The 22,652-nt window shown below is 60.4% G+C and carries 20 protein-coding genes; 11 read left to right on the forward strand and 9 right to left on the reverse strand.

The annotated features are described in order from the left end of the window. Window positions 1-5: 5 nt before the first annotated feature. A complete protein-coding gene (locus ACMDCR_RS22090) occupies window positions 6-968 on the reverse strand; it encodes a mitochondrial fission ELM1 family protein (RefSeq protein ID WP_413988687.1) in 963 nt (320 codons plus the stop codon). A 198-nt stretch (window positions 969-1,166) separates the two neighbouring features. Between ACMDCR_RS22090 and ACMDCR_RS22095 the strand changes: the two genes are divergently transcribed. Both ACMDCR_RS22095 and ACMDCR_RS22100 read left to right on the forward strand, forming a co-directional pair. Further along, window positions 1,167-1,538, forward strand: coding sequence for a septal ring lytic transglycosylase RlpA family protein (locus tag ACMDCR_RS22095; protein WP_413988688.1), 372 nt, complete (start codon window positions 1,167-1,169; stop codon window positions 1,536-1,538). 195 nt (window positions 1,539-1,733) lie between these two features. Then, a complete protein-coding gene (locus ACMDCR_RS22100) occupies window positions 1,734-2,135 on the forward strand; it encodes a GCG_CRPN prefix-to-repeats domain-containing protein (protein ID WP_413988689.1) in 402 nt (133 codons plus the stop codon). Window positions 2,136-2,207: 72 nt separating this feature from the next. On the opposite strand, the gene ACMDCR_RS22105 is transcribed toward ACMDCR_RS22100, so the two are convergent. After that, on the reverse strand, window positions 2,208-3,845 hold the full coding sequence (locus tag ACMDCR_RS22105) for an acyl-CoA synthetase (protein ID WP_413988690.1): 1,638 nt from the start codon (window positions 3,843-3,845) through the stop codon (window positions 2,208-2,210). A 268-nt stretch (window positions 3,846-4,113) separates the two neighbouring features. Between ACMDCR_RS22105 and uvrB the strand changes: the two genes are divergently transcribed. The 5 genes from uvrB to ACMDCR_RS22130 all read left to right on the forward strand — a co-directional run bounded on the left by uvrB (window position 4,114) and on the right by ACMDCR_RS22130 (window position 9,041). Beyond that, window positions 4,114-6,774, forward strand: coding sequence for an excinuclease ABC subunit UvrB (gene uvrB, locus ACMDCR_RS22110; protein WP_413988691.1), 2,661 nt, complete (start codon window positions 4,114-4,116; stop codon window positions 6,772-6,774). A gap of 88 nt (window positions 6,775-6,862) precedes the next feature. Beyond that, complete coding sequence (locus ACMDCR_RS22115) at window positions 6,863-7,105, forward strand: DUF4160 domain-containing protein (protein ID WP_413988692.1); 243 nt, start codon at window positions 6,863-6,865, stop codon at window positions 7,103-7,105. Beyond that, window positions 7,089-7,337: a DUF2442 domain-containing protein gene (locus tag ACMDCR_RS22120; protein WP_413988693.1), complete on the forward strand. Its 249-nt coding sequence runs from the start codon at window positions 7,089-7,091 to the stop codon at window positions 7,335-7,337. The genes ACMDCR_RS22115 and ACMDCR_RS22120 overlap by 17 nt, the downstream gene beginning before the upstream one ends. A gap of 22 nt (window positions 7,338-7,359) precedes the next feature. Next, a complete protein-coding gene (locus ACMDCR_RS22125; RefSeq protein ID WP_413988694.1) occupies window positions 7,360-7,923 on the forward strand; it encodes a hypothetical protein in 564 nt (187 codons plus the stop codon). A 368-nt stretch (window positions 7,924-8,291) separates the two neighbouring features. Next, window positions 8,292-9,041, forward strand: a complete 750-nt coding sequence (locus tag ACMDCR_RS22130; protein ID WP_413988695.1) for a hypothetical protein — start codon at window positions 8,292-8,294, stop codon at window positions 9,039-9,041. A 237-nt stretch (window positions 9,042-9,278) separates the two neighbouring features. On the opposite strand, the gene ACMDCR_RS22135 is transcribed toward ACMDCR_RS22130, so the two are convergent. The 3 genes from ACMDCR_RS22135 to ACMDCR_RS22145 form a co-directional block, all read right to left on the reverse strand. Then, window positions 9,279-9,920, reverse strand: a complete 642-nt coding sequence (locus ACMDCR_RS22135; protein WP_413988696.1) for a YceH family protein — start codon at window positions 9,918-9,920, stop codon at window positions 9,279-9,281. A 306-nt stretch (window positions 9,921-10,226) separates the two neighbouring features. After that, window positions 10,227-10,466 (reverse strand): hypothetical protein, encoded by a 240-nt coding sequence (locus ACMDCR_RS22140; protein ID WP_284316479.1) that lies wholly within the window; start codon window positions 10,464-10,466, stop codon window positions 10,227-10,229. A gap of 123 nt (window positions 10,467-10,589) precedes the next feature. Beyond that, entirely contained in the window at window positions 10,590-11,450 is an 861-nt protein-coding gene (locus ACMDCR_RS22145; RefSeq protein ID WP_413988697.1) for a hypothetical protein, read from the reverse strand. Window positions 11,451-11,951: 501 nt separating this feature from the next. On the opposite strand from ACMDCR_RS22145, the gene ACMDCR_RS22150 reads away from it, so the two are divergent. From ACMDCR_RS22150 to ACMDCR_RS22160, 3 genes are all read left to right on the forward strand, one after another. Next, window positions 11,952-12,785, forward strand: a complete 834-nt coding sequence (locus ACMDCR_RS22150; RefSeq protein WP_413988698.1) for a peptidoglycan-binding domain-containing protein — start codon at window positions 11,952-11,954, stop codon at window positions 12,783-12,785. A gap of 131 nt (window positions 12,786-12,916) precedes the next feature. Further along, window positions 12,917-13,210, forward strand: a complete 294-nt coding sequence (locus ACMDCR_RS22155) for a GYD domain-containing protein (RefSeq protein WP_284316474.1) — start codon at window positions 12,917-12,919, stop codon at window positions 13,208-13,210. Between the two features lie 1,971 nt (window positions 13,211-15,181). Continuing rightward, window positions 15,182-15,964, forward strand: a complete 783-nt coding sequence (locus tag ACMDCR_RS22160) for a lytic transglycosylase domain-containing protein (RefSeq protein WP_413988699.1) — start codon at window positions 15,182-15,184, stop codon at window positions 15,962-15,964. A gap of 97 nt (window positions 15,965-16,061) precedes the next feature. On the opposite strand, the gene ACMDCR_RS22165 is transcribed toward ACMDCR_RS22160, so the two are convergent. The 3 genes from ACMDCR_RS22165 to ACMDCR_RS22175 form a co-directional block, all read right to left on the reverse strand. Then, entirely contained in the window at window positions 16,062-17,243 is a 1,182-nt protein-coding gene (locus tag ACMDCR_RS22165; RefSeq protein WP_413988700.1) for a hypothetical protein, read from the reverse strand. A gap of 370 nt (window positions 17,244-17,613) precedes the next feature. Continuing rightward, a complete protein-coding gene (locus ACMDCR_RS22170; RefSeq protein ID WP_413988701.1) occupies window positions 17,614-18,633 on the reverse strand; it encodes a serine hydrolase domain-containing protein in 1,020 nt (339 codons plus the stop codon). 640 nt (window positions 18,634-19,273) lie between these two features. Further along, window positions 19,274-19,753, reverse strand: a complete 480-nt coding sequence (locus tag ACMDCR_RS22175) for a MarR family winged helix-turn-helix transcriptional regulator (RefSeq protein ID WP_413988702.1) — start codon at window positions 19,751-19,753, stop codon at window positions 19,274-19,276. 103 nt (window positions 19,754-19,856) lie between these two features. Between ACMDCR_RS22175 and ACMDCR_RS22180 the strand changes: the two genes are divergently transcribed. Then, complete coding sequence (locus ACMDCR_RS22180; RefSeq protein ID WP_413988703.1) at window positions 19,857-20,231, forward strand: nuclear transport factor 2 family protein; 375 nt, start codon at window positions 19,857-19,859, stop codon at window positions 20,229-20,231. Window positions 20,232-20,432: 201 nt separating this feature from the next. On the opposite strand, the gene ACMDCR_RS22185 is transcribed toward ACMDCR_RS22180, so the two are convergent. Beyond that, window positions 20,433-21,995: a hypothetical protein gene (locus ACMDCR_RS22185; protein ID WP_413988704.1), complete on the reverse strand. Its 1,563-nt coding sequence runs from the start codon at window positions 21,993-21,995 to the stop codon at window positions 20,433-20,435. Window positions 21,996-22,652 lie beyond the last annotated feature (657 nt).

Raw genomic sequence — 22,652 nt, forward strand, 5'->3', positions numbered from 1 at the left:
TCCAATCAAGATTGCGCAAGCGCGGATAGCCGCGCCAGGATTTCCTGCGCGATGAGGGGTGTTGAATCTATGGGTTGATAGGGGCGATTTTCAAGATGCCCCGTGAACTTCACCACAGCCCCATGCTCCATCAGCCCTCCGATGAAGCGCAGGATCTTCTTCGGCACCCCCTTGGGGATGAAGACATGGATGGTTTTGCCCGTGGCGGCCGCCTCGCTGAGCATGTTGGTGGAATCGGCGCTCACCACGAAGGCATCAGCCAGCCCCAGCATCTCGGCATAGGGGTTGGCGCCCTGCCCGTCCCAGATCCAGGCATCGTAACCGTCCAGCGCCTTGGCGATCGCCTGCTGCATGGCCTCCGGAGTGCGGCGCGACGGCGTGACCATCAGCCCGGCTCCGCTGCGAGCCAGCTCGGCCAGCGCCTCGACGAAGCCGGCGATGTCCTCCGCATCGAAGGGAACGTCCTTCGAGGGCCCCCCCGCCAGCACCGCGACGCGGGGCTGCGGCAGTTCCAGGAGTTCCGCGCGGGCGCTCGACCGTGCCGCCGCCAGCACCTCCGGACTCTGGCGGTGCGGCGAGGTCAGCGTGGCGAGCACATTGTCGCCGCGCAGGCGGTCATGCTCGGGCACCCAGATGAAATCAGCCGCGCCGGTGCCGGTACGCGGATCCTTGAGGAACACGGTGAGGGTGCGCGGTGAGCGCTTCTTGAGCCAGCGCAGATACGTCACGGCCCGTCGGCCGGAGGCGATGGCGACATCGGGCCAGGGGGGCGCGAACTGCCTGAGGTCGGCGGGATCCGGCAGGCACCATGGCATCCCCAGTTCATAGAGCATGCGCGGCGCGACCTTGCATTCGACGACACTGCCGCCCGCCTCCGCGATCACTGCTTCGGCCACGCCGAGGCATTGCAGCGCATCGCCTGCCTTGCCGTCCGTGAGGGTCCAGATCCGTGCCATGTCGATGTCCATAACATACTCCGCACCGGTGCGAATATGGCACGACGCAACGATGCCATTTTTTGCCTCAAAGCACTGTCAGATTAGTCTCCTGCTTCGCTGGCTATAGCCGTAAGTCATTGAGAAAGTCGGAGCTTTTTTCGGAATCATATTGAGAACACATTTCGCCCTATAAACCGATTCATCACAAACTACTGAGAGCTTGACTGAATGACGTCCAAAACGACGAACGCTACATTTTCTGCCGCTGTTATTACTTTGTTAACGTTGACGGTTCCTGGCCATGCCGACTCAGTCGGAACGGCCTCCTATTACGGCAAGGAAATGGGTGGTCGCCGAACTGCCAATGGCGAGCGCTTCAACCCGGCGGGCCTGACGGCCGCGCATCGTTCCCTTCCCTTCGGCACGAAGCTCCAGGTGACGAACCTCAAGAATGGCAGGAGCGTGGTTGTACGCGTCACGGATCGTGGCCCCTTCCGACGCGGCCGCGTGATCGATCTGTCCTATGGCGCGGCCCAGGCCGTCGGCATGGTCAGCAGTGGCACTGCCAAGGTGAAGATCGCGCGCGTCGAACCCCGTTGATCCGGGTGGAGGCGGAAAACCTTAATTGGGGCGGCTCCCGGGCCGCCCCTTTTTTCTTGCCTCTTCCTTCCGTCTCACGCAGTTGATTTCCATTCCACTACGTCATTCTTTCGTGATCCACGATAGCATTCACGCCATGTTCATACTGGTTGTGCACCTGTAGGCTCACAACCTTTCGGTTCGTCAGGAGGAAATATGCACAAGACCTTGCAGAAAACCTGCATTGCCGCAGCTTTGGCCCTGGCGGGCGCATTCGCCGTGGCGGCCTCCGCCTCGGCCATGCCCGTCGGCCCGGCCGCTGCGGACAAATCCCCGCTTCTCCAGGACGTGCGCGACGGCTGCGGCCGCGGCTATCGCCCCAACGACTGGGGCCGCTGCGTGCCGGAGCGCTATCCGCCGCGCTACGACAACGGCTATGGCGACCAGCGCTATGGCGGCGGCTATGACAACCGCTATCGCGAGGGCTATGGTGGCTACGACGGACGGTATCGCGAAGGCTATGGCTATGACGACCAGCCTCCCCGGCGCAGCTATCGCAACGGCTGCCCGCCGGGCCGCCATCCCGGCAATTCGGGACGCTGCGTGAAGGACTATTGAGACAAGGGGCAGCTTTTGGGGCAGCCTTTGGGGCGGCCTTCGGGCCGCCCTTTCCTTGTGGGCCGCTGCCCCTTACACGTCGATGGCGGTGGTCGACCCGATCCGCTGGCGCAACTCGAACTTCTGGATCTTGCCCGTCGAAGTCTTCGGCAGCGTCTCGAACAGCACGGTGCGCGGCACCTTGAAGCGGGCCAGCCGCTCGCAGGCGAAGGCGATCAGTTCCTCGGCGGTCAGCACGGCTCCCTCCTTCAGCTCCACGAAAGCGCAGGGCGTCTCGCCCCATTTCTCATGCGGCTGCGCCACCACGGCGACGGCGAGCACGGCGGGGTGCTGGTAGAGCACGTCCTCCACCTCCACGCTGGAGATGTTCTCGCCGCCGGAGATGATGATGTCCTTGGCGCGGTCCTTGATCTTGATGTAGCCGTCCGGGCAGAGCACGGCGAGGTCGCCGGTGTGGAACCAGCCGCCGGCAAAGGCCTTCTGCGTGGCCTCCTCGTTCTTGAGATAGCCCTTCATGCAGATATTGCCGCGGAACATGATCTCGCCGATCGTCTCGCCGTCGGCGGGCACCGGCTGCATGGTCTCGGGATCGAACACGGTGGCCCCCGCCTCGAGGTGGTAGCGCACGCCCTGGCGCGCCTTCAGCACCGCCTGCTCGCGCGCGCCGAGCGCGGCCCAGTCCGCCTGTTCGGCGCAGACCGTGGCCGGGCCGTAGACCTCCGTCAGCCCGTAGACGTGGGTGAGCTCGAAGCCGATGGCCGACGTCCGCGCCAGCAGCGAGGATGGTGGCGGCGCGCCGGCCACCATGCCCTTCACCGTCCAGCCGATGCCCTCGCGCAGGGCGTCGGGCGCGTTGGCGAGCAGGGAATGCACGATCGGCGCACCACAATAATGCGTCACCCGCTCCTGGCGGATGAGGTCGAAGCAGGCCTGCGCCTCCACCTTGCGCAGGCAGACGTTCACGCCCGCGCGCAGCGCCACCGTCCAGGGAAAGCACCAGCCGTTGCAGTGGAACATCGGCAGCGTCCACAGATAGACGGCATGCCGGGGCATGTCCCATTCCAGGATGTTGGAGATGGCGTTCGTGGCCGCCCCGCGGTGATGGTAGACCACGCCCTTGGGATTGCCGGTGGTGCCCGAGGTGTAGTTCAGCGTGATCGCGTTCCACTCGTCCTCGGGGAAGCTCCAGGCATAATCGGGATCGCCCTCCGCCAGCAGCGCCTCATAGTCGGTGGCGCCGGGGATGTCGGCCGACCCCGGGCCGAGCACGTCGTCGACGATGACGAGTTGCAGATGCGGCGCGTGCCTGACGATCTCCCTGATGGTGGCGGCATATTCGCTGTCGGCGATCAGCATCCTGGCCTCGCCATGCCGGATCATGAAGCTGAGCGAGGCGGCGTCGAGCCTCGTGTTGAGGGCGTTCATCACGGCGCCGAGCATCGGGATACCGAAATGCGCCTCGACCATGGCCGGGATGTTGGGCAGCAGCACCGCGACCGTCTCCGATTTGCCGATGCCACGCCGCTCGAGCGCGCTGGCGAGGCGGCGCGCGCGTTCATAGGTCTGCGTCCAGTTGCGGCGGATCGGGCCATGGACCACCGCCAGCCTGTCGCCATGCACCTCGGCGGCGCGGGCGATGAAATCGACCGGCGTCATCGGCGTGTAGTTGGCGGCGTTGCGCCCGAGCCCCGTCTCGTAATCGGTCGGCATGATCGATCCCCCACTTGGAATGCCAGCAGCGTCTTCGGCGCGGTCCAGGTGCGGAGAAGCTTAGCGCGGTATGGGGGGAAGGCAATGGCCGGGAGCGCGGACGTCTCGTCCGCTCTTGGAACCGGCGCGGATGCGGGATGGGAAGAGGCAGGCTGGAAGCCTGCGATCCCAGGAAGCCCGCACACTCCCAGCATGCTGACACCCTCTTGTCAGCAAGTTTCCCCGCTCGGCCCTTCCCCCCGCGCGTGACTCACCCCATTATCTCCCCATGTCCGATGCACCCAAGAAGATCCGCACGCCCAAATCCAAGGCGGCGCGCCCGCCCCTGCCCTCGCTCGACGAGCATCTGAAGGCGCTGCTCAATCCCGGCCTGCTCAAGGAGGGCAAGAGCAGCACGCCCGAGGGCTTCGGGGAAGGGCCGCAGGCCGGCTTCGATGCAGGCGTCACAGGGCTCGATCCCGGCCTCGCCGCCAAGCTGGGCGTTCCCGCGACAGGTCTTCCTGTCGCTATCGCCGGTGGCGGTGCCCAGATGGAAGGCAAGGCGGTCAGGCGCAAGAAGGCCAAGGACGAGCCGGAACTCGATCCCGACGGGCTAGACAAGCTCGGCGGCTCGGCCGGCACAATCAAGGCGCTCAGCCATCTCCTCGAAACCGGCGATCCGCGCCTGATCGGCAAGCCGATCTGGACGCCGCATCGCCCGTCCCGCCCGGACAAGAGCGAGGGCGGCATCCGGCTCGACCTCGTCTCGGAATACGAGCCGGCAGGCGACCAGCCCACCGCCATCGCCGAACTCGTCGAAGGGCTCACCCTGCAGCATGAGCGCGACCAGGTACTGCTCGGCGTCACCGGCTCGGGCAAGACCTTCACCATGGCGCAGGTGATCTCGCGCACCCAGCGCCCGGCCCTGGTCCTCGCCCCCAACAAGACGCTGGCGGCCCAGCTCTATGGCGAGTTCAAGAGCTTCTTCCCGAACAATGCGGTGGAGTACTTCGTCTCCTACTACGATTACTACCAGCCCGAGGCCTATGTGCCGCGCACGGACACCTATATCGAGAAGGAGTCCTCCATCAACGAGCAGATCGACCGCATGCGCCACTCGGCCACGCGCTCGCTGCTGGAGCGCGACGACGTGATCATCGTCGCCTCCGTCTCCTGCATCTACGGCATCGGCTCGGTGGAAACCTACACCGCCATGACCTTCGGCATGAGCGTGGGTGAGCGCGTGGAGCAGAAGCAGCTCATCGCCGACCTCGTGGCCCTGCAATACAAGCGCATCAGCAACGATTTCGCGCGCGGCACCTTCCGCGTGCGCGGCGATACCATCGAGCTGTTCCCGGCCCATTACGAGGACCGCGCCTGGCGCATCAACCTGTTCGGCGACGAGATCGAGAGCATCGCCGAGTTCGATCCCCTTACCGGCCAGAAGATCCAGGACCTCTCCTTCGTCAAGGTCTACGCCAATTCGCATTACGTCACGCCGCGCCCGACGCTGAACCAGGCGATCAAGGGCATCAAGGACGAGCTGAAGGTGCGCCTGCAGCAGCTCTACACCGGCGGGCGCCTGCTGGAGGCGCAGCGCCTGGAGCAGCGCACCACTTTCGACCTGGAGATGATGGAGGCCACCGGCTCCTGCGCCGGCATCGAGAACTATTCGCGCTGGCTCACCGGCCGCCAGCCGGGCGAGCCGCCGCCGACCCTGTTCGAGTACCTGCCCGACAACGCCATCGTCTTCACCGACGAGAGCCACGTCACCGTTCCGCAGATCGGCGCCATGTACAAGGGCGACTTCCGGCGCAAGGCGACCCTCGCCGAATACGGCTTCCGCCTGCCCTCCTGCCTCGACAACCGCCCCCTGCGTTTCGAGGAATGGGACGCCATGCGCCCGCAGACCGTGCATGTCTCGGCCACCCCCGGCAAATGGGAGCTGGAGCACACCGGCGGCGTCTTCGCCGAACAGGTCATCCGGCCAACTGGACTGATCGATCCAATATGCGAGGTGCGCCCTGCCCGCACCCAGGTCGACGATCTCCTCGGCGAGGTGCAGCAGGTGGCGAAGCAGGGCTATCGCAGCCTCGTCACCGTGCTGACCAAGCGCATGGCCGAGGACCTCACCGAATATATGCACGACCATGGCGTGCGCGTGCGCTACATGCATTCGGACATCGACACGATCGAGCGCATCGAGATCATCCGCGACCTGCGCCTCGGCACCTTCGACGTGCTGGTGGGCATCAACCTGCTGCGCGAAGGCCTGGACATCCCGGAATGCGCCCTCGTCGCCATCCTCGACGCCGACAAGGAGGGCTTCCTGCGCTCGGAAACCTCGCTGGTCCAGACCATCGGCCGCGCCGCCCGTAATGTCGACGGGCGTGTACTTCTCTATGCCGACAACATGACCGGCTCGCTCGAACGCGCCATGGCCGAGACCAGCCGCCGCCGCGAGAAGCAGACGGCCTGGAACACCGCCAACGGCATCACGCCGGAAAGTGTGAAGCGCTCGATCGCCGACATCACCAACTCCGTCTACGAACGCGACCGCGTCACCGTCGACAAGGGCCTGGCCGACAATGTCTCGACCATCGGCCATAATTTCGAGGCCGTGACAGCCGACCTCGAAAAGCGCATGCGCGACGCCGCCGCCGACCTGCGCTTCGAGGAAGCGGCGAGGCTGCGCGACGAACTCAAGCGCCTCCGCGAGACGGAAATGGCCGTGGCGGACGATGGGTCTGCGCGGCAGGTCAGCGTGCGTGAGAAGGCTGGGACGTATAAGGGCCCGAAGGCCTATGGCGACGCGGCAAATCTGCCGAGAACGCGCGCGGCCAAGCCGGGATTGGACAGCATGGGCCCGGGCACGGACCGGGAGGTGCCGCTGGGTGGCGCGGCGCGGAAGAAGGGCGGCGGGAAGCCTGGGCGGGGGTGGAAGAGGTGAGCTTGCGGGAAACGGCGAAGTATAGTTTCGACCTCACCCTGCCGGAAGCTAATTTGCCGCAAATCGGCGGCAGACGGGGCCGATAGCGATGCCCGTTGTTCTGCGGCTGAGTGGTTTCACCTTCTTTTTCTATTCGAACGAGGGAAACCCACGCGAACCCGCGCATATCCATGTACGGCGTGGCAGGGACGAAGCCAAGTTCTGGCTTACGCCAACGGTATCGATGTCATACAATGACGGCCTCGACGCGAGGACGTTGAATCGCGTCCAGCGCATGGTGGAAGAGCATCGCGATCACTTGGAAAGAGCTTGGAATGAATATTTCGCCTAGAGCCCTGCGCTTCGACGACGATTGCATGTGGGTGGAACTGGAAGACGGCCGGACGATTGGCGTGCCGCTCGCCTGGTTCCCGCGCCTGCTCCACGCCACGCCGCAGGAACGGGAGAATTACGAACTGAGCCGCCGGGGCATCCATTGGGACGCGATAGATGAGGACGTCTCTGTCAGCGGTCTCCTCGCAGGCCGTGGCGACGCAACCCACCCGGCCAGGACGGCCGCTTAGGACGGCCGGAGCGGCAGGCTGGGTGAAAGTGGTCAATAGCGATCTAAGAGGACTCCTGCTGGGAATCGGCGTGCTTATTGGCGCCCTCTCGACGCAGCCCGCACAAGCAGATGATTTCGGACAGATCGGCACGATGGCCGATTTGAGAGGCAGTGCCTTATGGCTTTCAGCTACAGGCGACAGCTATGAGTCCAAGATCATCATAACGCCGCATACGACCTCGCCACCGCTGATCCAGGAAGTGCGCTACCGATTTCGCCTGTCGCAGGAAGAAGTGCGGAGAGTTAGTGATTATCTTCGCAGGCACGATATCTGGCATACGGATTGTAACGGGAGGGAAGGAACATATGACTTTCCCACCTTCCTTATCTGGCAGAAACAAGGCGGCGTGCTCAGAGAGGCTTGCCAATCCGGGGCACCGGCCCGTCCCGGCCCGAATTTCGAAGCGTTGTACAAGCTGCTATGGTCACTGGATGGCGGCTCAAATCCGCCAATCGAGATCTATCGCTCGACAGAGCCATCAGACTGGGTACCGCCCGGCTTTCCAAACGTAAGCGCTTGGGACATCGCAAAGATAAGCCGCTGAGCAGCCTCGATGCCGCTCTCAGACTGCACCGATTGATGGCAGGGATCTCTATCGATCAATGGGAAGGTAGCGGAGCGCTGTTTATCCAGCATGAGCCCGATCGGGGTGCAATGGCGTTGTTCAGGAGTGGGCGTTCCGATGGCAACAATTAGAAAACTGTCTCCGTAATTCCCGGACAGAGAGGTACCGTTGGGGGCGGAGGCGCGAAAGAAAGGCGGCGGGAAGCCTGGGCGGAGACGGAAGAGGTGAGGTCAGGCCGCAAAAGTTGATCGCAACTCGACTTCTATGTCACGGAGTATTATAACGAAGGAAAGCTGCATATATTGAACCTGCCGAAGCCCTCCCAGAAAGGATGAGGTTTTCCCATTTTGACCACCGAAACAAACTCCTTGCAGCCCAGGAAAATACCTAAGTATAGTGTATCAAAAAAATTCTATGGTAGCTTTGACATCGATGAAGATTTTCTACAGAAAATCCACCATCTTGTAGATAAGATTTGTACTTCTACCAAGATAACATTTGATTTAGGTTCTACTCAAACAGTAGAATTTGAGGAAATAAAACTTGCCATTGAAGATGCAACAATATCGTCCAATAAGATAGAATCGATAACAATTACTGGACATGACTACAAATCAGAACCGACAACAATAGTTATAGTGCAGATCAAACCCTCAAGCTATTGCTCCATTCAATTCACCGCTCAGGGAGATAAAGATGTAATATCAAAAATAAAAACTGATGTGGAATTAATTATTAATGCAAATAGGAGCCAATTTGATTTTATCTCCTGGAGAAGATACGTAAAAGGCGCTGGTATTTATTACGAATTCTTGAAATTCGTAATATTTTTAATTCTGATAGCCATAGTAACTCTAGCGTTTTTCAAACTAATTCCGCGCTATTTTGCTGATTTGGCAACATATTCTATATGGGCATGGTGGATCTTCGTTCTTGTAAGCGGAACAATTGCCCCTCCGTTGATATTTAATATTGGAATTAACGCGAAGAAAAGACAAAGAAAAGTGTGGATTTTAGCTTTAATTTTTGGAGGAATAATTCTTTCTATAGCTATAAATATTCTTTCAAGCGCGCTTTACGATGCTCTCAAGCGTTAGTCGTCTATTGTATCACGGCGACGGTGCACTTAATTATCGCCCGAGGCCGATGTCCGAACTGCCATCTCGATGAGCCATCTCGACGGCAAAACGCCCTTCCAAGCTGTTCTCTCGACAATGCCAATTCAATTGCGGTGACAGTGCACTTAATTCCGGGCAACCGTCGTGGCGGAGACCGCCATTCCGTCGTGGTAACCTTGATCTCGGCGGAAAGGCGCCTGCAGGGGGCCCTGCCGCTCACCCTCCCACCGCCTCAAGCCGGGCCTTCAACTCTGTGACCTGCTCCTCCAGCACCCTCACCCGCTCCTCAAGCGCGGCGAGGACCGAGACCGACGGTGTGGCCGTGCGCGGCGCCGCGCTCGCCATCGCCGACACCTCGACATCCCCGCAGAGCAGATGCGCGTAGCGGTCCTCGCGCTGGCCCGGGGCCCGGCCGATCTCCTTGACCAGCGGCGGATGCGCGCTGGCGAGGAGATCCAATTCCCGAGTCATTTCCTCGGCCGAGCCGAAGCTCGCCATGCGCTCGGTTCGCGTCTGCAACTCGTTCAGGGTCTGCGGCCCGCGCAGGAGCATGACCGCGAGGAGCGCCGATTGCTGTTTGGTCAGGTTGCAGGTCTGCCCCGCGAGGTGCTCGTAACGTTCCACGCGCGAGCCGAAGGCGCGGCGGACCAGCCCCTTCCGCTCCAGCGAGGCGAGGGTATGGCCGATTTCCGCGGCGTCCAGGGCCATGACCGGCTCGCGTGACGTCTTCTGGTTCGTCGCTGATAGTAGCAGGTTTGATGTCAGCGGATAGGCGTCCGGCGTCAGCAGCTGCTTCTCAAGCAGACAGCCGAAGACGCGGGTCTCCAGGGCATTGAGGGGGAAGAGATCGTTGGACATTTGAGAGCGACGGCCTGTTGAAAGGAATGGCGTTGCGGCAGCTGCCGGCTTCGAGTGGTATCCGCTCGCCGGCCATAACTCAACCTGACCGCCATCGTCGGTATCGCCTTCACGTGCGGGGCGCGGCGCTCAAGTAAATGCATTGTCACCGTAACTTCCTTATCGAAAAACCCGAACTATGGTGATGGTGCATTTATTTGGGCACGGCATTTGGGCAGGCAGCCCTCGCACTCCGACAACCAGGAACGCCTCTTCAACAATTCCGCGAAAGTGGTCCGCGCCCTCCCCGCCAAGACTTCCACCCTCTCAATCGATCGCATGCGCCCGATGCGCCACCGTGGTGGCGAAGGCGCGGGCGCTGGCGGCGTACCATTCGGGTGGGTGCTTGGCGGCTGGGCCGGCGACCGCATGCGTCGTCTCGGCCAGTACGCGCTTGCCGGCGGCGTTCTTCGCCACGCTGAAGGTGTAGGAATGCCCCTCCTCGTGATGGGCGATCACCACCTCGGTGCGGGATTTCGAGACGATGTCGAAGGCATGGGCTGACATGAGCGTTTCCCCGGAATGATCGTGGTTCTTGGGGTCACTCTATTCCTATGCCGGCAATTGAACAGCCCTTCCCTCCGACCCGCCGTCTCCGTCATGGAATTGCGGCGAAAGTGCATCCACAAGTCAAGGCGTGGCCGGCGCTGGCGGCGCCCAGTCGTTGTCCCAATAGGTGATCAGCTGGGGAGACGTCACCCTCGCTGTGAATTTGAGTGCGGGAACGTGCGGCTTGCGGTCGGCGGCTTCCGGTGTCAGATGGTGGCGCAGTTGCCATATCCAGGGCGATGCCTCCCTCCCCGTGAGATGGTCGCCCATGCCCATGAGGTCCTCGCGCTGGTCGAGCGATACGCCGTAGTTCCAGTCGTCGTTACCCGCCCCGTTGACGTGATCCAGTCCAAGGGTGTGGCCGAATTCATGCAGGACCGTGCATTGCAGGAAGCTGACGCTGTGCATTTTCCGGCGCCCCCTGCGGTCGGCGGGGCCGACCTGCGTCCTTCGGGTGTTCCAGTCATAGGTAAGGTCGCGATGCGTGAACATCCCCAGCCGGTTGGGGGACGAGGCGAAGGAGCGGAAATTGCTCTCCCGCGGCTTGACGATGAAATAGCGATGATGCGCCTGCGCGGCTGAATCCACCAGTTCCAGCGACAGGTTGCAGGTGATGGCCGATGCCGATGGCGGCTGCGGGCTCGGATTCGGATACCAAGGCCGATTTGGCGTGAGTTCGAACTTTTCGTCCCAGTACCGCGTGATGATGCTGGTGAAATTGTTGGTGAAACCGTTCCACTCGGCATCCGTCCAGGCATCGAGATGAAACCGGTCGGTGCCGTCATGCATGATGCCATTGCCGGTGCAATAAGTGCCGAGAACATTGAAATGAGAGGTCGGCTCACACCGGACGAGCTGGACCCTGTATTGAAGCATCAGGAAGTGATTTGAAAAGTTCATCGGCATGAAGAGTGCGTCGTGGTTCCTGCTGCTGTAAGTCATATTGGTTTTCATGGCGCTACGTCGCTTTGTCCTGATGTCGAGAGCAAGCTTGCCGGCTTCGGTTGAGCAGCTCGGATTCCCGAGGACCTCGACAAACGCGTCTGGCGCTTGCTCACCGCGGCCATTGGAACAGGTACTTCAAGGCGGCCCCGTCATTGGCAGGATGTGCCGCTGAAATCCAATGTAACGCGAGCTCCAGGCGAGCGCATCCTTCATTGAGGGGAAGCAGGCGGCGGGACCTGGTCGAGGATTGCTGTCTCAGCGAGGGAGTGCAGTCAATTTCAAGTCAATGGCCGCCCTATCGGGCACCGGGCAGTCGCTTCATGCTGACAAATGCAACACACGATGGGTGTAGTGCAGCCTCATTCGTCATTGCCCTCTGTCAGTCACGATCATCACGAGCATATCACGCCTGGATCGTATCGTGCCGACCGGTCGGCTTCGAAGAGCCCGGCAACCTGCTTCCAGGTCAGGCGTATAGCTCCATGGGGATTTGCGACCATGTTCAATGTCCGGCTGGGGGAACATAGCCCGCGCGTCACACTGCTTCAGGTCGTGCTCAACAGCCACGGCTGCGCCGGCGCGGACGGCAAGCGGCTGACGGTCGATGGAGCGTATGGCCGCAACACGCGTGCCGCCGTCGTGGCGGCGAGCAAGATGATAGGCGTCGGCGATACCAGCGGCGGTGCTGCGACGGCAGCGCTGATCCAGCGGCTGCTGGCGGATGTCGACCTGAGCGTCATCACCTCGGTCGACCTTGGCGATCCCAAATTGCAGGCCGACGTTGACGAGTTCAGGCGCAATTTCGACGACCCCATCCTCCTGGGCGGCATGTGCAACGGCCTGGCGCAATTGGTGCTGGCCGTGCAATCCCGTGCGCAGCCCGGCCGGGTCGCGGCGCTGCGCCTCGACGGGCACGGAAATCTCGGCGAATGGCTTACCGTATCGGTTGGCGATGTCGTTCATCTGCGTGAAGGCAACCGCGCCGGGCGGCAGGAATATGCCGTTATCGCAGAGGAGATCTACAGCTACGTCAGCGCGAAGAATTTCGACAAGGTCAACGGCATGATCCAGCCGCTGAGCCTGATTTTCGCACCGTTCGGCTTTGCCGAGCATTTGGGCTGCACGCTTGGCGCCCGGCCCCAGACGCGGACAATGTTGGGCAAGCTCGCCAGCCTATGGGGCGTGCCCATCCGGGTCGGCATCCAGACGCAGCCGATCGGATCGGTGATGGATATCCACGGGCCCGCGTTCACCGCCTTTCCACGTGGGCATAGCCTTGCGAGCTGGTCCCGCCAGTTCCAGACACTCGATCTGCCAGGCGTGTCACGATAGAGAGCGTTGAATAACGGTGACCGTACACTCATAAGGCGCGGCCCGTGAGACGATCGATGCTATAAAAGTTGCGGGAGAAACGGCGGATGCGCCGGAAGCGCCCGCACGCCTCCTCAACAATGGAGGTCGACATGGCATATTTCGTGACTCTTGTGCATTTCACGGACCAAGGGGCCAGGGCGGTGAAGGACACGGTCAAGCGCGCCGAAGCGTTCAGGGCCATGGCCGAGAAGAGCGGCGTGAAAATACATACGCTTCTGTGGACGCTCGGTCAGTACGACCTGGTCATCGTCGCGGAGGCCGGAGACAACCCGGCGGTGGTGGCGCTGAACCTTTCGGTTGCCGCGCTCGGCAATATCAGGAGCCAGACACTGACGGCCTTCGACGCCAACCAGATGAAGGACATCATTGCCAAGATGGTGTGATGCTTAAAGCAAAATGCGTTCATACCGGAGCGGATCTCCGTATGAACTCGTTGATATCAAAAGCATTTTTCGATTCTTGGTGATTCCGTGTGAAGACAAAACTCTCCAGGAGACCAGAATGACGCAGCCCGGTTGGAACATGCAGGCCAACCGGGCTTGTGCGGTGATCGAGGATCCCGCATGCAGGCGGCTACTGAGACCGGGCCGGCCCGGAGCTCTCATCCGCCGATGACGTCGCAATATGAAGATGGACGCCAGACGGGACAAGTTCGCTATCATCGACCTCAACGGCGGAATCTTCGATGACGCATCCGCCAATCTGCAGGATGCTCTCACGAGTCCGCATGATGGGGGATACTTGCACAATACTGCTGCCTGGATCGACGAACTCGTATCGGTAAACCCAGGGCATCATCTCCTCCCGAGACGGACTGCGACAATCAATTCTTGCTCAGAGATCTTCCCTAATCAATACCTCTTTGCTTTACCAAATAGTTGTGGTCCGCACGAGCTAAATAAAAACTAGGCATCTCTTTTCGCCGAGCTACCACTAAAGGGGCTTGACTGATTGGCCTGTACACGATCGGGGCCCGATGCGTGATCCTAATGCTCAGCTAATTCAGACGATGCGTGATTGGTGACGCGCTTCCCGATCACGCTGATTCCTGGGAAGCGGGAGGCCCGGCACCCCATGCCCCCAACCCTAGCCGGGCCTCCGCACTTCGCCGATCCCTGAGACAAAGGGCCTTCGGGCATGCGCTGCAGCCTCCTGGAGCGTTTCACTGTCAAACCGAATCAGCACGTATCGCAACGCGTTTACACGTGAACGCCCATTGCTCTACCTCCCTGTTTTAACGCATCTTTGCGATTCTTGATGATTCGATCAAAAACAGTGCGCGCCCCGACGAGCATCCGCTTTCCCATGCGCTCGCCTGGCTGTGACTGGCATCCTCCTTCGATGGCGCAAGCACAAAAAGACAAGGTAACCGCTTCAGGTTTGTTTGGGCGCATTCCTCGCCGTCATTGCCTGAAGCGATTGGGGTGCACAGAGAACGGATCTTGACTTTCGTCCGTCGCCATGCTCTATTCCGTAACGGAATGAGGCGTCAGCGGCCGGCGTGTGTACAACCCGGCCCCGAACACCTCCATCCACCCCGACAGCCTGTCCAAGTGGCAGGCTCAAGCGGCCTTGATTCTCTTGAAGCCGGCCTCCAGGGGTGACGAGCGGGACAGACGGGATCGGCACCCCATGGAAGTGCCCTGTGATCCCTGGATGGAGCGTGAAGGGCTTGAGCCCGGCAACGCCGTCGTCCCTCCTCCCGCCGATGCGGTGAAGACGGCTGATGCCACCGTCCGGCCAGGACGGACGTCGCTCAGCCCCTTTGCCGAGCCGGCTGGGCCGGGTTCAGATGGTCCGTGCCATCCGCTCTCGGCTCGCCTCCGCTTTCTGAAGGCGGAAAAAACGAGTGGCCTTGCGCGCTTTGTCAGCGTGCTAGGCTCCGGAACGGGGCGATGGCGTCTGGCCGACAAATGCGGCCTGCCATCTTCCATGATCCTGCTTTCACGGCTGCCCTGCAGCCGCCATCGCCCGGTCTCCTCAATCAACCCAGCCGGACAGGCGTGGGAACGAGAGCGCATGGCTATGGCCGCGGAAATGCAGTTATTCACGGCAGATGGCTCTTCCCTGCCCGTCGCTTTCAGCTCCACTTAAGGCATTCACGCATCTCGGTATTATCGGCATCCGGCACGGAAAATCCTTCCCCCGTTTTGGGGAAGGACATTCGAATCTCGACTGACAATATTCAGATGTAAATCCGATACCTCAGCATCGTGACGAGGGCCGCTGCCTCGGCTTGCCGGCTTGCAAACCAAGATTCCTGCGGAATAAACACATCCAATTCAGGCGTTCGACTTGATGAATCGGCGCCGTTGTATTCAACTGGACGAAAGAGTCTGCATACTGGAGGCGAAATGCGCATAGCGGTTGTTGCTGCGGTCACCCTGGCCCTTTCCTTTGTCGCCGGGGAGGCTTCCGCCGCCCAATGCGGCCGCGACGCCTCCGGCTTTGCCGCCTGGAAGCAGAGTTTCGCCAACGAGGCGCGGGCCAACGGCGTCGGCCCCCGGGGCATCGATGCCCTGATGGGCGCGAACTACGCGACGGCGACGATCCGGGCCGATCGGGGCCTGAAGAGCTTCAAGCTGTCGCTGGACCAGTTCATGGCCAAGCGCGGCGGGGCCACCATCATCGCGCGCGGCAAGGGCTTGAAGAAGTCCAACGCCGCACTGTTCGCCTCGATCGAGCAGAGCTATGGCGTGCCGCCCGGCCCGCTCATCGCCATCTGGGGCATGGAGACCGGTTTCGGTGCCGTGCATGGCAACCAGGACATGGTGTCCTCGGTCGCCACACTCGCCTATGACTGCCGGCGCCCGGAGTTCTTCACCGACCAGCTCTATGCCGCGCTCAAGCTCATCGACAAGGGCACGCTCTCCCCACGCGAGCGCAGCTCGATGCATGGGGAAATCGGCCAGACCCAGTTCATGCCGAAGAACGTCCTGCAATACGGCGCCGGCAATCTGGACAGCTCCGCCGGAGCGCTGAGGTCGACGGCCAACTTCCTGAGGGCGCATGGCTGGAGCGCCGGCGGGGGTTATCAGCCGGGAGAGGCTAATTTCGGCGCCATCCAGGCCTGGAACGACGCCTCGGTCTACCAGAGGGCCATCGCCCTGATCGGCCAGCGCATCGACGCCGAATAGGCATCGGCGGGGCCAGCCGCCACGGGAGGTATACGGCCGGGAACATGGCCGGCGGCAGCACGCCGGTACGCGTGAAGCGCACGATCGCCGGGCTCGCTCACGTTGCGGCCTTCGTCATCTTGCGAAAATCCTCCTCGAGGATCCTGAGCTGGTTCATGCCAGCGCCGACGCGAGGGAACATCAGCGAGGTGGGCGGGGATTTATGCTCCTGCGGATAGCCAAGAAAATGGCCCAGTTCGTGCGCGAGCAGCACGAAGCGGTTGGTGTTCGAGGCGGAGTCCTCGACGATGGCCGGACCCGTGCCGATCATGGTCGTGCCGCCAATGCAGTTGGTGCATTTGGGGCTCTTGGGGAAATGCTCCACGTCCTTGACGAAGTAGGCATGACAGTCCGCACCGGGCCTCCTCGCGTCCTCGGCGGCGAGGTCCCCCCAGGTGAAAACCTGGTCCCGCCCTCCGGCAGGAGCGCTGTCGGCGATCAGGAAAGTCCTTTGCTTGAAATCGACCGCCTTGCCGTTGATTGCGCTGATTTCCGCTTCGCCGCCAAACGTAAAGGTGACGCCCGCCTGGCCGGCATAGACGCGGTTCACGCCCGCCAGCATGCCCGCGGCGTCTCCGAGCTGGCGCGAGGTGCCCTCGTTCGGACCCGGGCCCTTCACATAGAGAAAGCACAGCGAGAAGCTCTTGGCGGTGACCACCTCGACCCGCAGATCAACCATCAATTCTCCGTCTCGCCTGATCTGAAGCGTCGAACTGCCGTTGTTGGTGCCACGCAGGCTGATAATCTCCCCTGCCCGGTCGACCATGTAGGGCGCCCCCTCGGGAACTTCGATCGTATCCGTCGGCAACAAGTTCTCGACGCGCAGCTGCTTCGCCCGGGGCATCGTCACCAATGCCCAGGGCGGGGAGGTTCCGCTGTCGAATCCGTCGAAGGGCTGCACGGCCTGGATGTAAAGGGCGTCGCTTGGCAGGGGCGAAGGCTTCTTCCTGAAGAGCTCCCGCAGCTTGCGAATGGTCCGCATTTCCGGGTCAACGCGCCCATCGTCGAACTTGAAGTACAGTTCCTGGAACGTACGGATGGCCTCGATCATCCGAGCGAGTTCGGCACGGTTGATGTTGTCGGCCGCGTCCAGCACGGCGAGCGGCGGAAAGGCGCCGCCCTCCGAGGGCTGAATGCCGTTGAGCAATATCTGGATCGTATCGATATCATCAGGATCGTTTGCGCCGCCCGCGCCGACCGACTTCAGAATCGTAAAGCCGGTGATGACGATCTCTTTCATGAGACAAGCCCCATGGTCCGCACAGTCGATCCGACGCACCGGGGAACCCCGGCGGCGGCTTCACATCAAATTCGGTGGGTAGAAGGCGTGTGTTCACAATGACTATCACACTGTTAACCAGCGTGCAAAATCGACTTCCGTGCAGGCAGCAATACTCATTTTGACGGAGTTGCGGCAAATTAAGATGCCAATGCACTCAAGTCATACGCCTTCATGACGCCCTTTCGGCTGCGGCGCTTCTTTGCCTATATTTGCGTTGGTCCAAAGGCGCCGATGACTCGCACCGCGACTGATGATTTAGAAGGCGGCGCCCAGATGTGCGCCCCTGTCAGTCCGCCACTGCACCCGATCGACGCCTTCCTTCACATCCCTACCGCGCCGGTATTGGCGTGAACTTATGCCCGAGCGCCTCCGTGACTGCAGCGAAGATCCTGGTCGCGGGCGAGGAACAGGCGCTATCGCGAGGATCGTCGGTAAGGGTGGGAGATTCCGGGCAATCACCGGAGGCGATGTCGCTGTTGGTCTGCACCGCCACGGTGGTGTCGCTGGCGGCATGGTAATAGAGCGCCGTGTTGTAGCCCGGCAGTTCGCCGGTGTGGCCCACCCAGCCGTCGATGCATCCGAAGGCAATGCCGTAGCCGGCGGCGCCGGGAATGGATTCGAGCCTCTCCTTCTGGATCTCGGGTTTCAGCAAGCCCTGCCCCGTGCCCAGCGCGCGGCCATAGATCAAGAGATCATCGATGTTCGAAATCAGCTCGCCGGCGGTCCAGCCCCATGCCGGATTCCAGTGCGTGGCATTGCTGGGCGCATCGGGCTTGGCGGCATTGCCCTGCGGGGTGAAGCCCATCGCATAGGGCGCAGGGATCGCGGTCGACTTGCCCGGCCAGGATGTGTTGTTCAGCTTCAGCGGCTTGAACACCAGCGCCTCGAACGCGGCCTCCACGGGCCGGCGCGTCACCTTCTCGATCACCATGCCCAGCAGCACGGTGTTGGTGTTGGAATAGTCGAACTGGGCTCCCGGTGGGAACAACGGGGATTCACTGATGCCGACCTTGAGGAGTTGGTCCGGTGTGAAGACCGTCTCGGGCTTGGCGAAATATGTGTCGGTGAACTTGGTGCTGCGGGTGTAGCTGGCAACGCCGCTCGTCATGTTTGCGAGCTGACGCAAGTTGATCGTCTTGCCGTTGGGAACACCCGGCACATATTTGTCGATCGGATCATCGAGAGACAGCTGGTGGTCCTGGGCGAGGCGCATGATCACCGTTCCAGTGAAGGTCTTGGTGATCGAGCCGATCCTGGTGTGCATGCCTGCCTTCATCGGCGTACCGGCCTTGGGATCGGCCTTGCCGTAGGCGGCAATCCACGTGCCCTGAGGGGTACGCACGCCCACGATGGCCCCCGGGGTGGAGGCCTTGGCGAAAGAGGCCTGCGCCGCTGCGTCCAGCCTGGAGGTGAGATCCTCCGGAAGGACGCTTTCATCATTTCAGGCGTGGGCTTTCGAGCGATCACCTGGTCTATGTCGGCGATGCAACTGCCGCCTTCGGCGGCCCGCGCTGCTGTCGATACCAAGCCTGCGGCCAGCAGACTGGCGAAGAAGAATCTCAGGGCTCGCGCTGCTGGCCGCCTGTCAAGATCGATATACATCTGAATGTGCCTCCCCCCGGCAATGTCCGATCACGGCCCAGCTCGTCGAGCTGTGCAATGGTCAAATCTATTCGATCGATTGGAATGCCGTCGCTTGCGGAAGGACGCCGTTGCGCCAAGGGCTTTCGTGGCGACGGCGCAGGCCGCAAGTGCGCCTGTCCAGCCCACGCAACCTCGCCGGTCGAGCACGTCGTGCATCCCCGCCCTCATCGCATGAATAGCAATGGGGCGATCCTATACCCAATCCCAGAGAGGGTGAATTGGCGGCGCGCCACGAAAACGCCTCTGGCGCCCGACTTTGCCGGCACGCCTCTCAAACCTGGTGGGCGCCTGGACGCGCTTCGCTCCAGGGCTCGGAGTCGATCAGCCTCCCACCGATCGTCCGGTCAGTCCGCCTTCTCAGACATCGGCGTGCCGGGCGACACTTCGACGCTGGCGATCCGATCGAGGTTTGCGATCAGGCGCGTGAGCAGGGCAATAAGCAGCCCGGCCTCTTGATCCGTGAAGCCACGCAGCACCTCACGGTTACCGTTGAGTAAGACAGCAACCGCGTCCGGCAGGCGCGCTTCTGCGACCTCCGTCAGCGTGATGCGGCTGCTGCGCCCATCGGCCGGGTCAGGCGCGCGCTGGATCAGCCCGTCCCGCTCCATCCGGGCAAGCATCTGCGCCATCGGCGGCTGCTCGATCCTGGCGAAGCGGGCGAGGTCACGTTGCGTGCTCGCCCGGCCGTCCCGAAGCGCGACCAGCACTGGCAGGTGTCCAACGCCGAAGCCAAGCGGCTTGAGCCGCGCCTCGCTGAGGCGGGCGAACCCGCGCGCCGCGAGACTGATCAGATGCCCGGGCGTCGAAAGCACTTCCAGATCCATCGCACCTTCCCCCTTGCACCCAGCGTCGCCATAATGCATACGTGCATATGTAAATATGTGTGGCTTCTAATGCAATGCGGGCGCCCTGCCAAGGAGAGAACCAATGGATGGCGATGTCGAACTCCTCAAGCGCATCTACGATCGCTTCAACGCACGGGACATTGACGGCGTACTCGCCGCGCTCACCGATGATGTCGTGTGGGCTAACGGTATGGATGGTGGCCACGTTCATGGACGCGAAGCGATACGCGAGTACTGGACACGCCAGTGGAGCATGGTCAGCCCACACGTCGAGCCTGTCGGCTTTCGCCGAACTGCGGATGGCACGATAGTCGCAGAAGTCCGGCAATCCGTCCGCGATCTCAACGGCAATCCGCTTCAGGGGCAGACGCACGGATTGAAGGACAAGACGGTCGGACACGTTTTCCGTCTTCGAGAGGGCAAGGTGGCTCGCTTCGATATCCAGGATGCTGCCTAGGGCGTCTTGCCTTCAGATCAAATCACCGGGATAAGCCGCCGAGATGTGCTTCGAAGCCTTGCCTCGGTGCGGGATCGTCGGGGCATAGCTTCGCCCGAGCAATCCGACAGCGTTTCTCGGCCGCGACCACGAAAGATACCTCGATGGCTCACGGGCGACGATTCTCGACGCCATAGGCAAAAATCTAGTCCGAGGGAGCGCTCAAGCGTGAATTTCGGGGCGCAATCTGAGATTGCGCCACGTATAGGAAACAAAAGACCCCCAAAAGAGAAGAAACGTAAACAAGTACGCTAGAATATAGCCATACCTGATCTCAGGATTGGCCTGACCGCTCGAACGGGCTATGTTGGCACCATGTTCCTCTGCATACGTCATATAGATAAGACACATCACCGCAGCGACGGTCACAACGAAGAACCAATATATCCACGTTTTTGTCCTGCTTCCTGTCTTCAGAACCATCTCGAGAACAACATAGTAAATCAGAACCGAAAGCATTATCCCAAAAATCTTCAGCCCTTCCACCGACGGAAACCCTCGTCCAATCTGGCCCATTTTAGTCGCGCAGGTCGAAAAATCGCCATCCAATCCATTACACGTCTGATCGGTGGCAAACGTAACGAATACATCCAGCACGAGCAGTGAAAGAACAGCGACAGTAGTCGTCAGAACCACCGCCTTCGCAAAGACTTGAGCATTGATACCGCGCGTTCCATCATCCTCGTCGATGCTCTCATACCAGCGCCCCTCTATGATGTTGGCCCTTCGAATTATGAACAAGGTCCACAATACCGCTCCCAGCCAGACCAAATCGATGACCAGTGCATACAGATTGGCACCGACATTGTCCCAATTCGGCCATCCACCCTTAATATTGGCGGCGAAACTGGCCCAGGCGGGATCCACGAAATTGGCTAGACAATAGACACCACAGGCCAGGAGAGAGGCGTAGAAAAAGCCCATGGTCATGACGTCCTGCTGCCGATCCACGTCCCTTCTGAGTTTCATATCCCGGAGCATTTCATCGGTGGCCTTGAAGGCAAGGCTTTTGAGCGCCCTCGCCAAGGGAACGCCGTCGGGGCGGATTGCGAGGATGCAACCACAAAAGCTGAATGTGTCGTCATAGAGTTTGTCGACGGCGACCTTCGCCCGCCTGATGCTGGCTTCATACTCCGCGGCGGAATCCGTCTCAAGCAAACGAACCTGCGTTGCAATACTATTCATGTCCTCAAATAGCTGATTTAAAATCATTTCGTATCTATTGAGGAAGAAAGCGCCGAGCCGCTGCGCCAAGTCAGGACTTTGAGAAGCGTTATATAGAGTATTCAAGAGAATTTTTGAACGAATCCAACGTCTTGTTTCCGGCCTCAGTGTTCCAGATGCATACGCCGCTCGTATATCTTCAATAAGGAAGATATCCTTTAGTTGATCAGGATGTAAATTGTCAATTTCAAGGCTGAGTGACTTGAGAGTAGCGGCAAGAGCCTCGGCATTCTGCGTAACAAGAGCCCGGTTCTGGAGAAAGCCTCTGATTTTCACTTCCATTTTGTTCAACCACGGGAGAGGCAGAAAGCCAACGACGCACAGGGCTGAAAAGAAGGGCCACGCCGGCCCGCTGACCTTTTCAGCGCCAGGAATATTGAGCCTGTCTCCCAGCAATGCAATTACAGAAAAAGTAAAAAGCAACACCAATATGTACAACAAGAGCGACTTCGCAAACTTTCCTCCAATCGATAGATCGCGCACATAGATCTGCGACAGCACTCGATTTCTCAAGTTCGCACGCGAGTTGCTCGCATCCTCGCTAAAACGAGTATAACCAAATAGAACAATAAGGGTCGCCCCAGCGATCCAGCTGAATAAGACCTGCGAATTTAGCATGGCTATGCTCGCCGAACGAATATCTTATCTGCAAACTCCATTTACGCAATTCAGTGCGTAAGCTACGGAGCTGTGATTTATTAGGATAACTGCGGCAAAGAGCAGCGATATCATCGTCAGAGCGCGACCGTAGTTTCGATTACCAAACATGTTGCATCCCCACCGCTAACATTGTAATTTTCACTACTAAAGTCTATATCGATATAAAACCCCGAAGCTTGGAGACTTAAAACTTCAATACGATAAGATAACGTTCATCTTAACTTTTCTTATTTTCAGGTATTTACGTCAACATTGCAATATATATCCGAAATAATATTGAGATCGCTGAAATTATACTAATACTTCTCTATAACGAATTGTATATTGTGTTCCTGCTTTACAGAACCGCGCTGTTCCCCAGGGAACAGTTCACTCCCGACGCCGGTAAATCAGGCCATTGGAGCGGCCCCTTCATCTTGCCTCCCAACCGCTTGCGGTAGTCTGATTACAGGGAGAGGGTGTGAACGTGCTTCGAACCGCTCGGCTTCGGCGCCACTC

This window comes from Labrys okinawensis, assembly GCF_047345005.1.
Taxonomy (GTDB): Bacteria; Pseudomonadota; Alphaproteobacteria; order Rhizobiales; family Labraceae; genus Labrys; species Labrys okinawensis.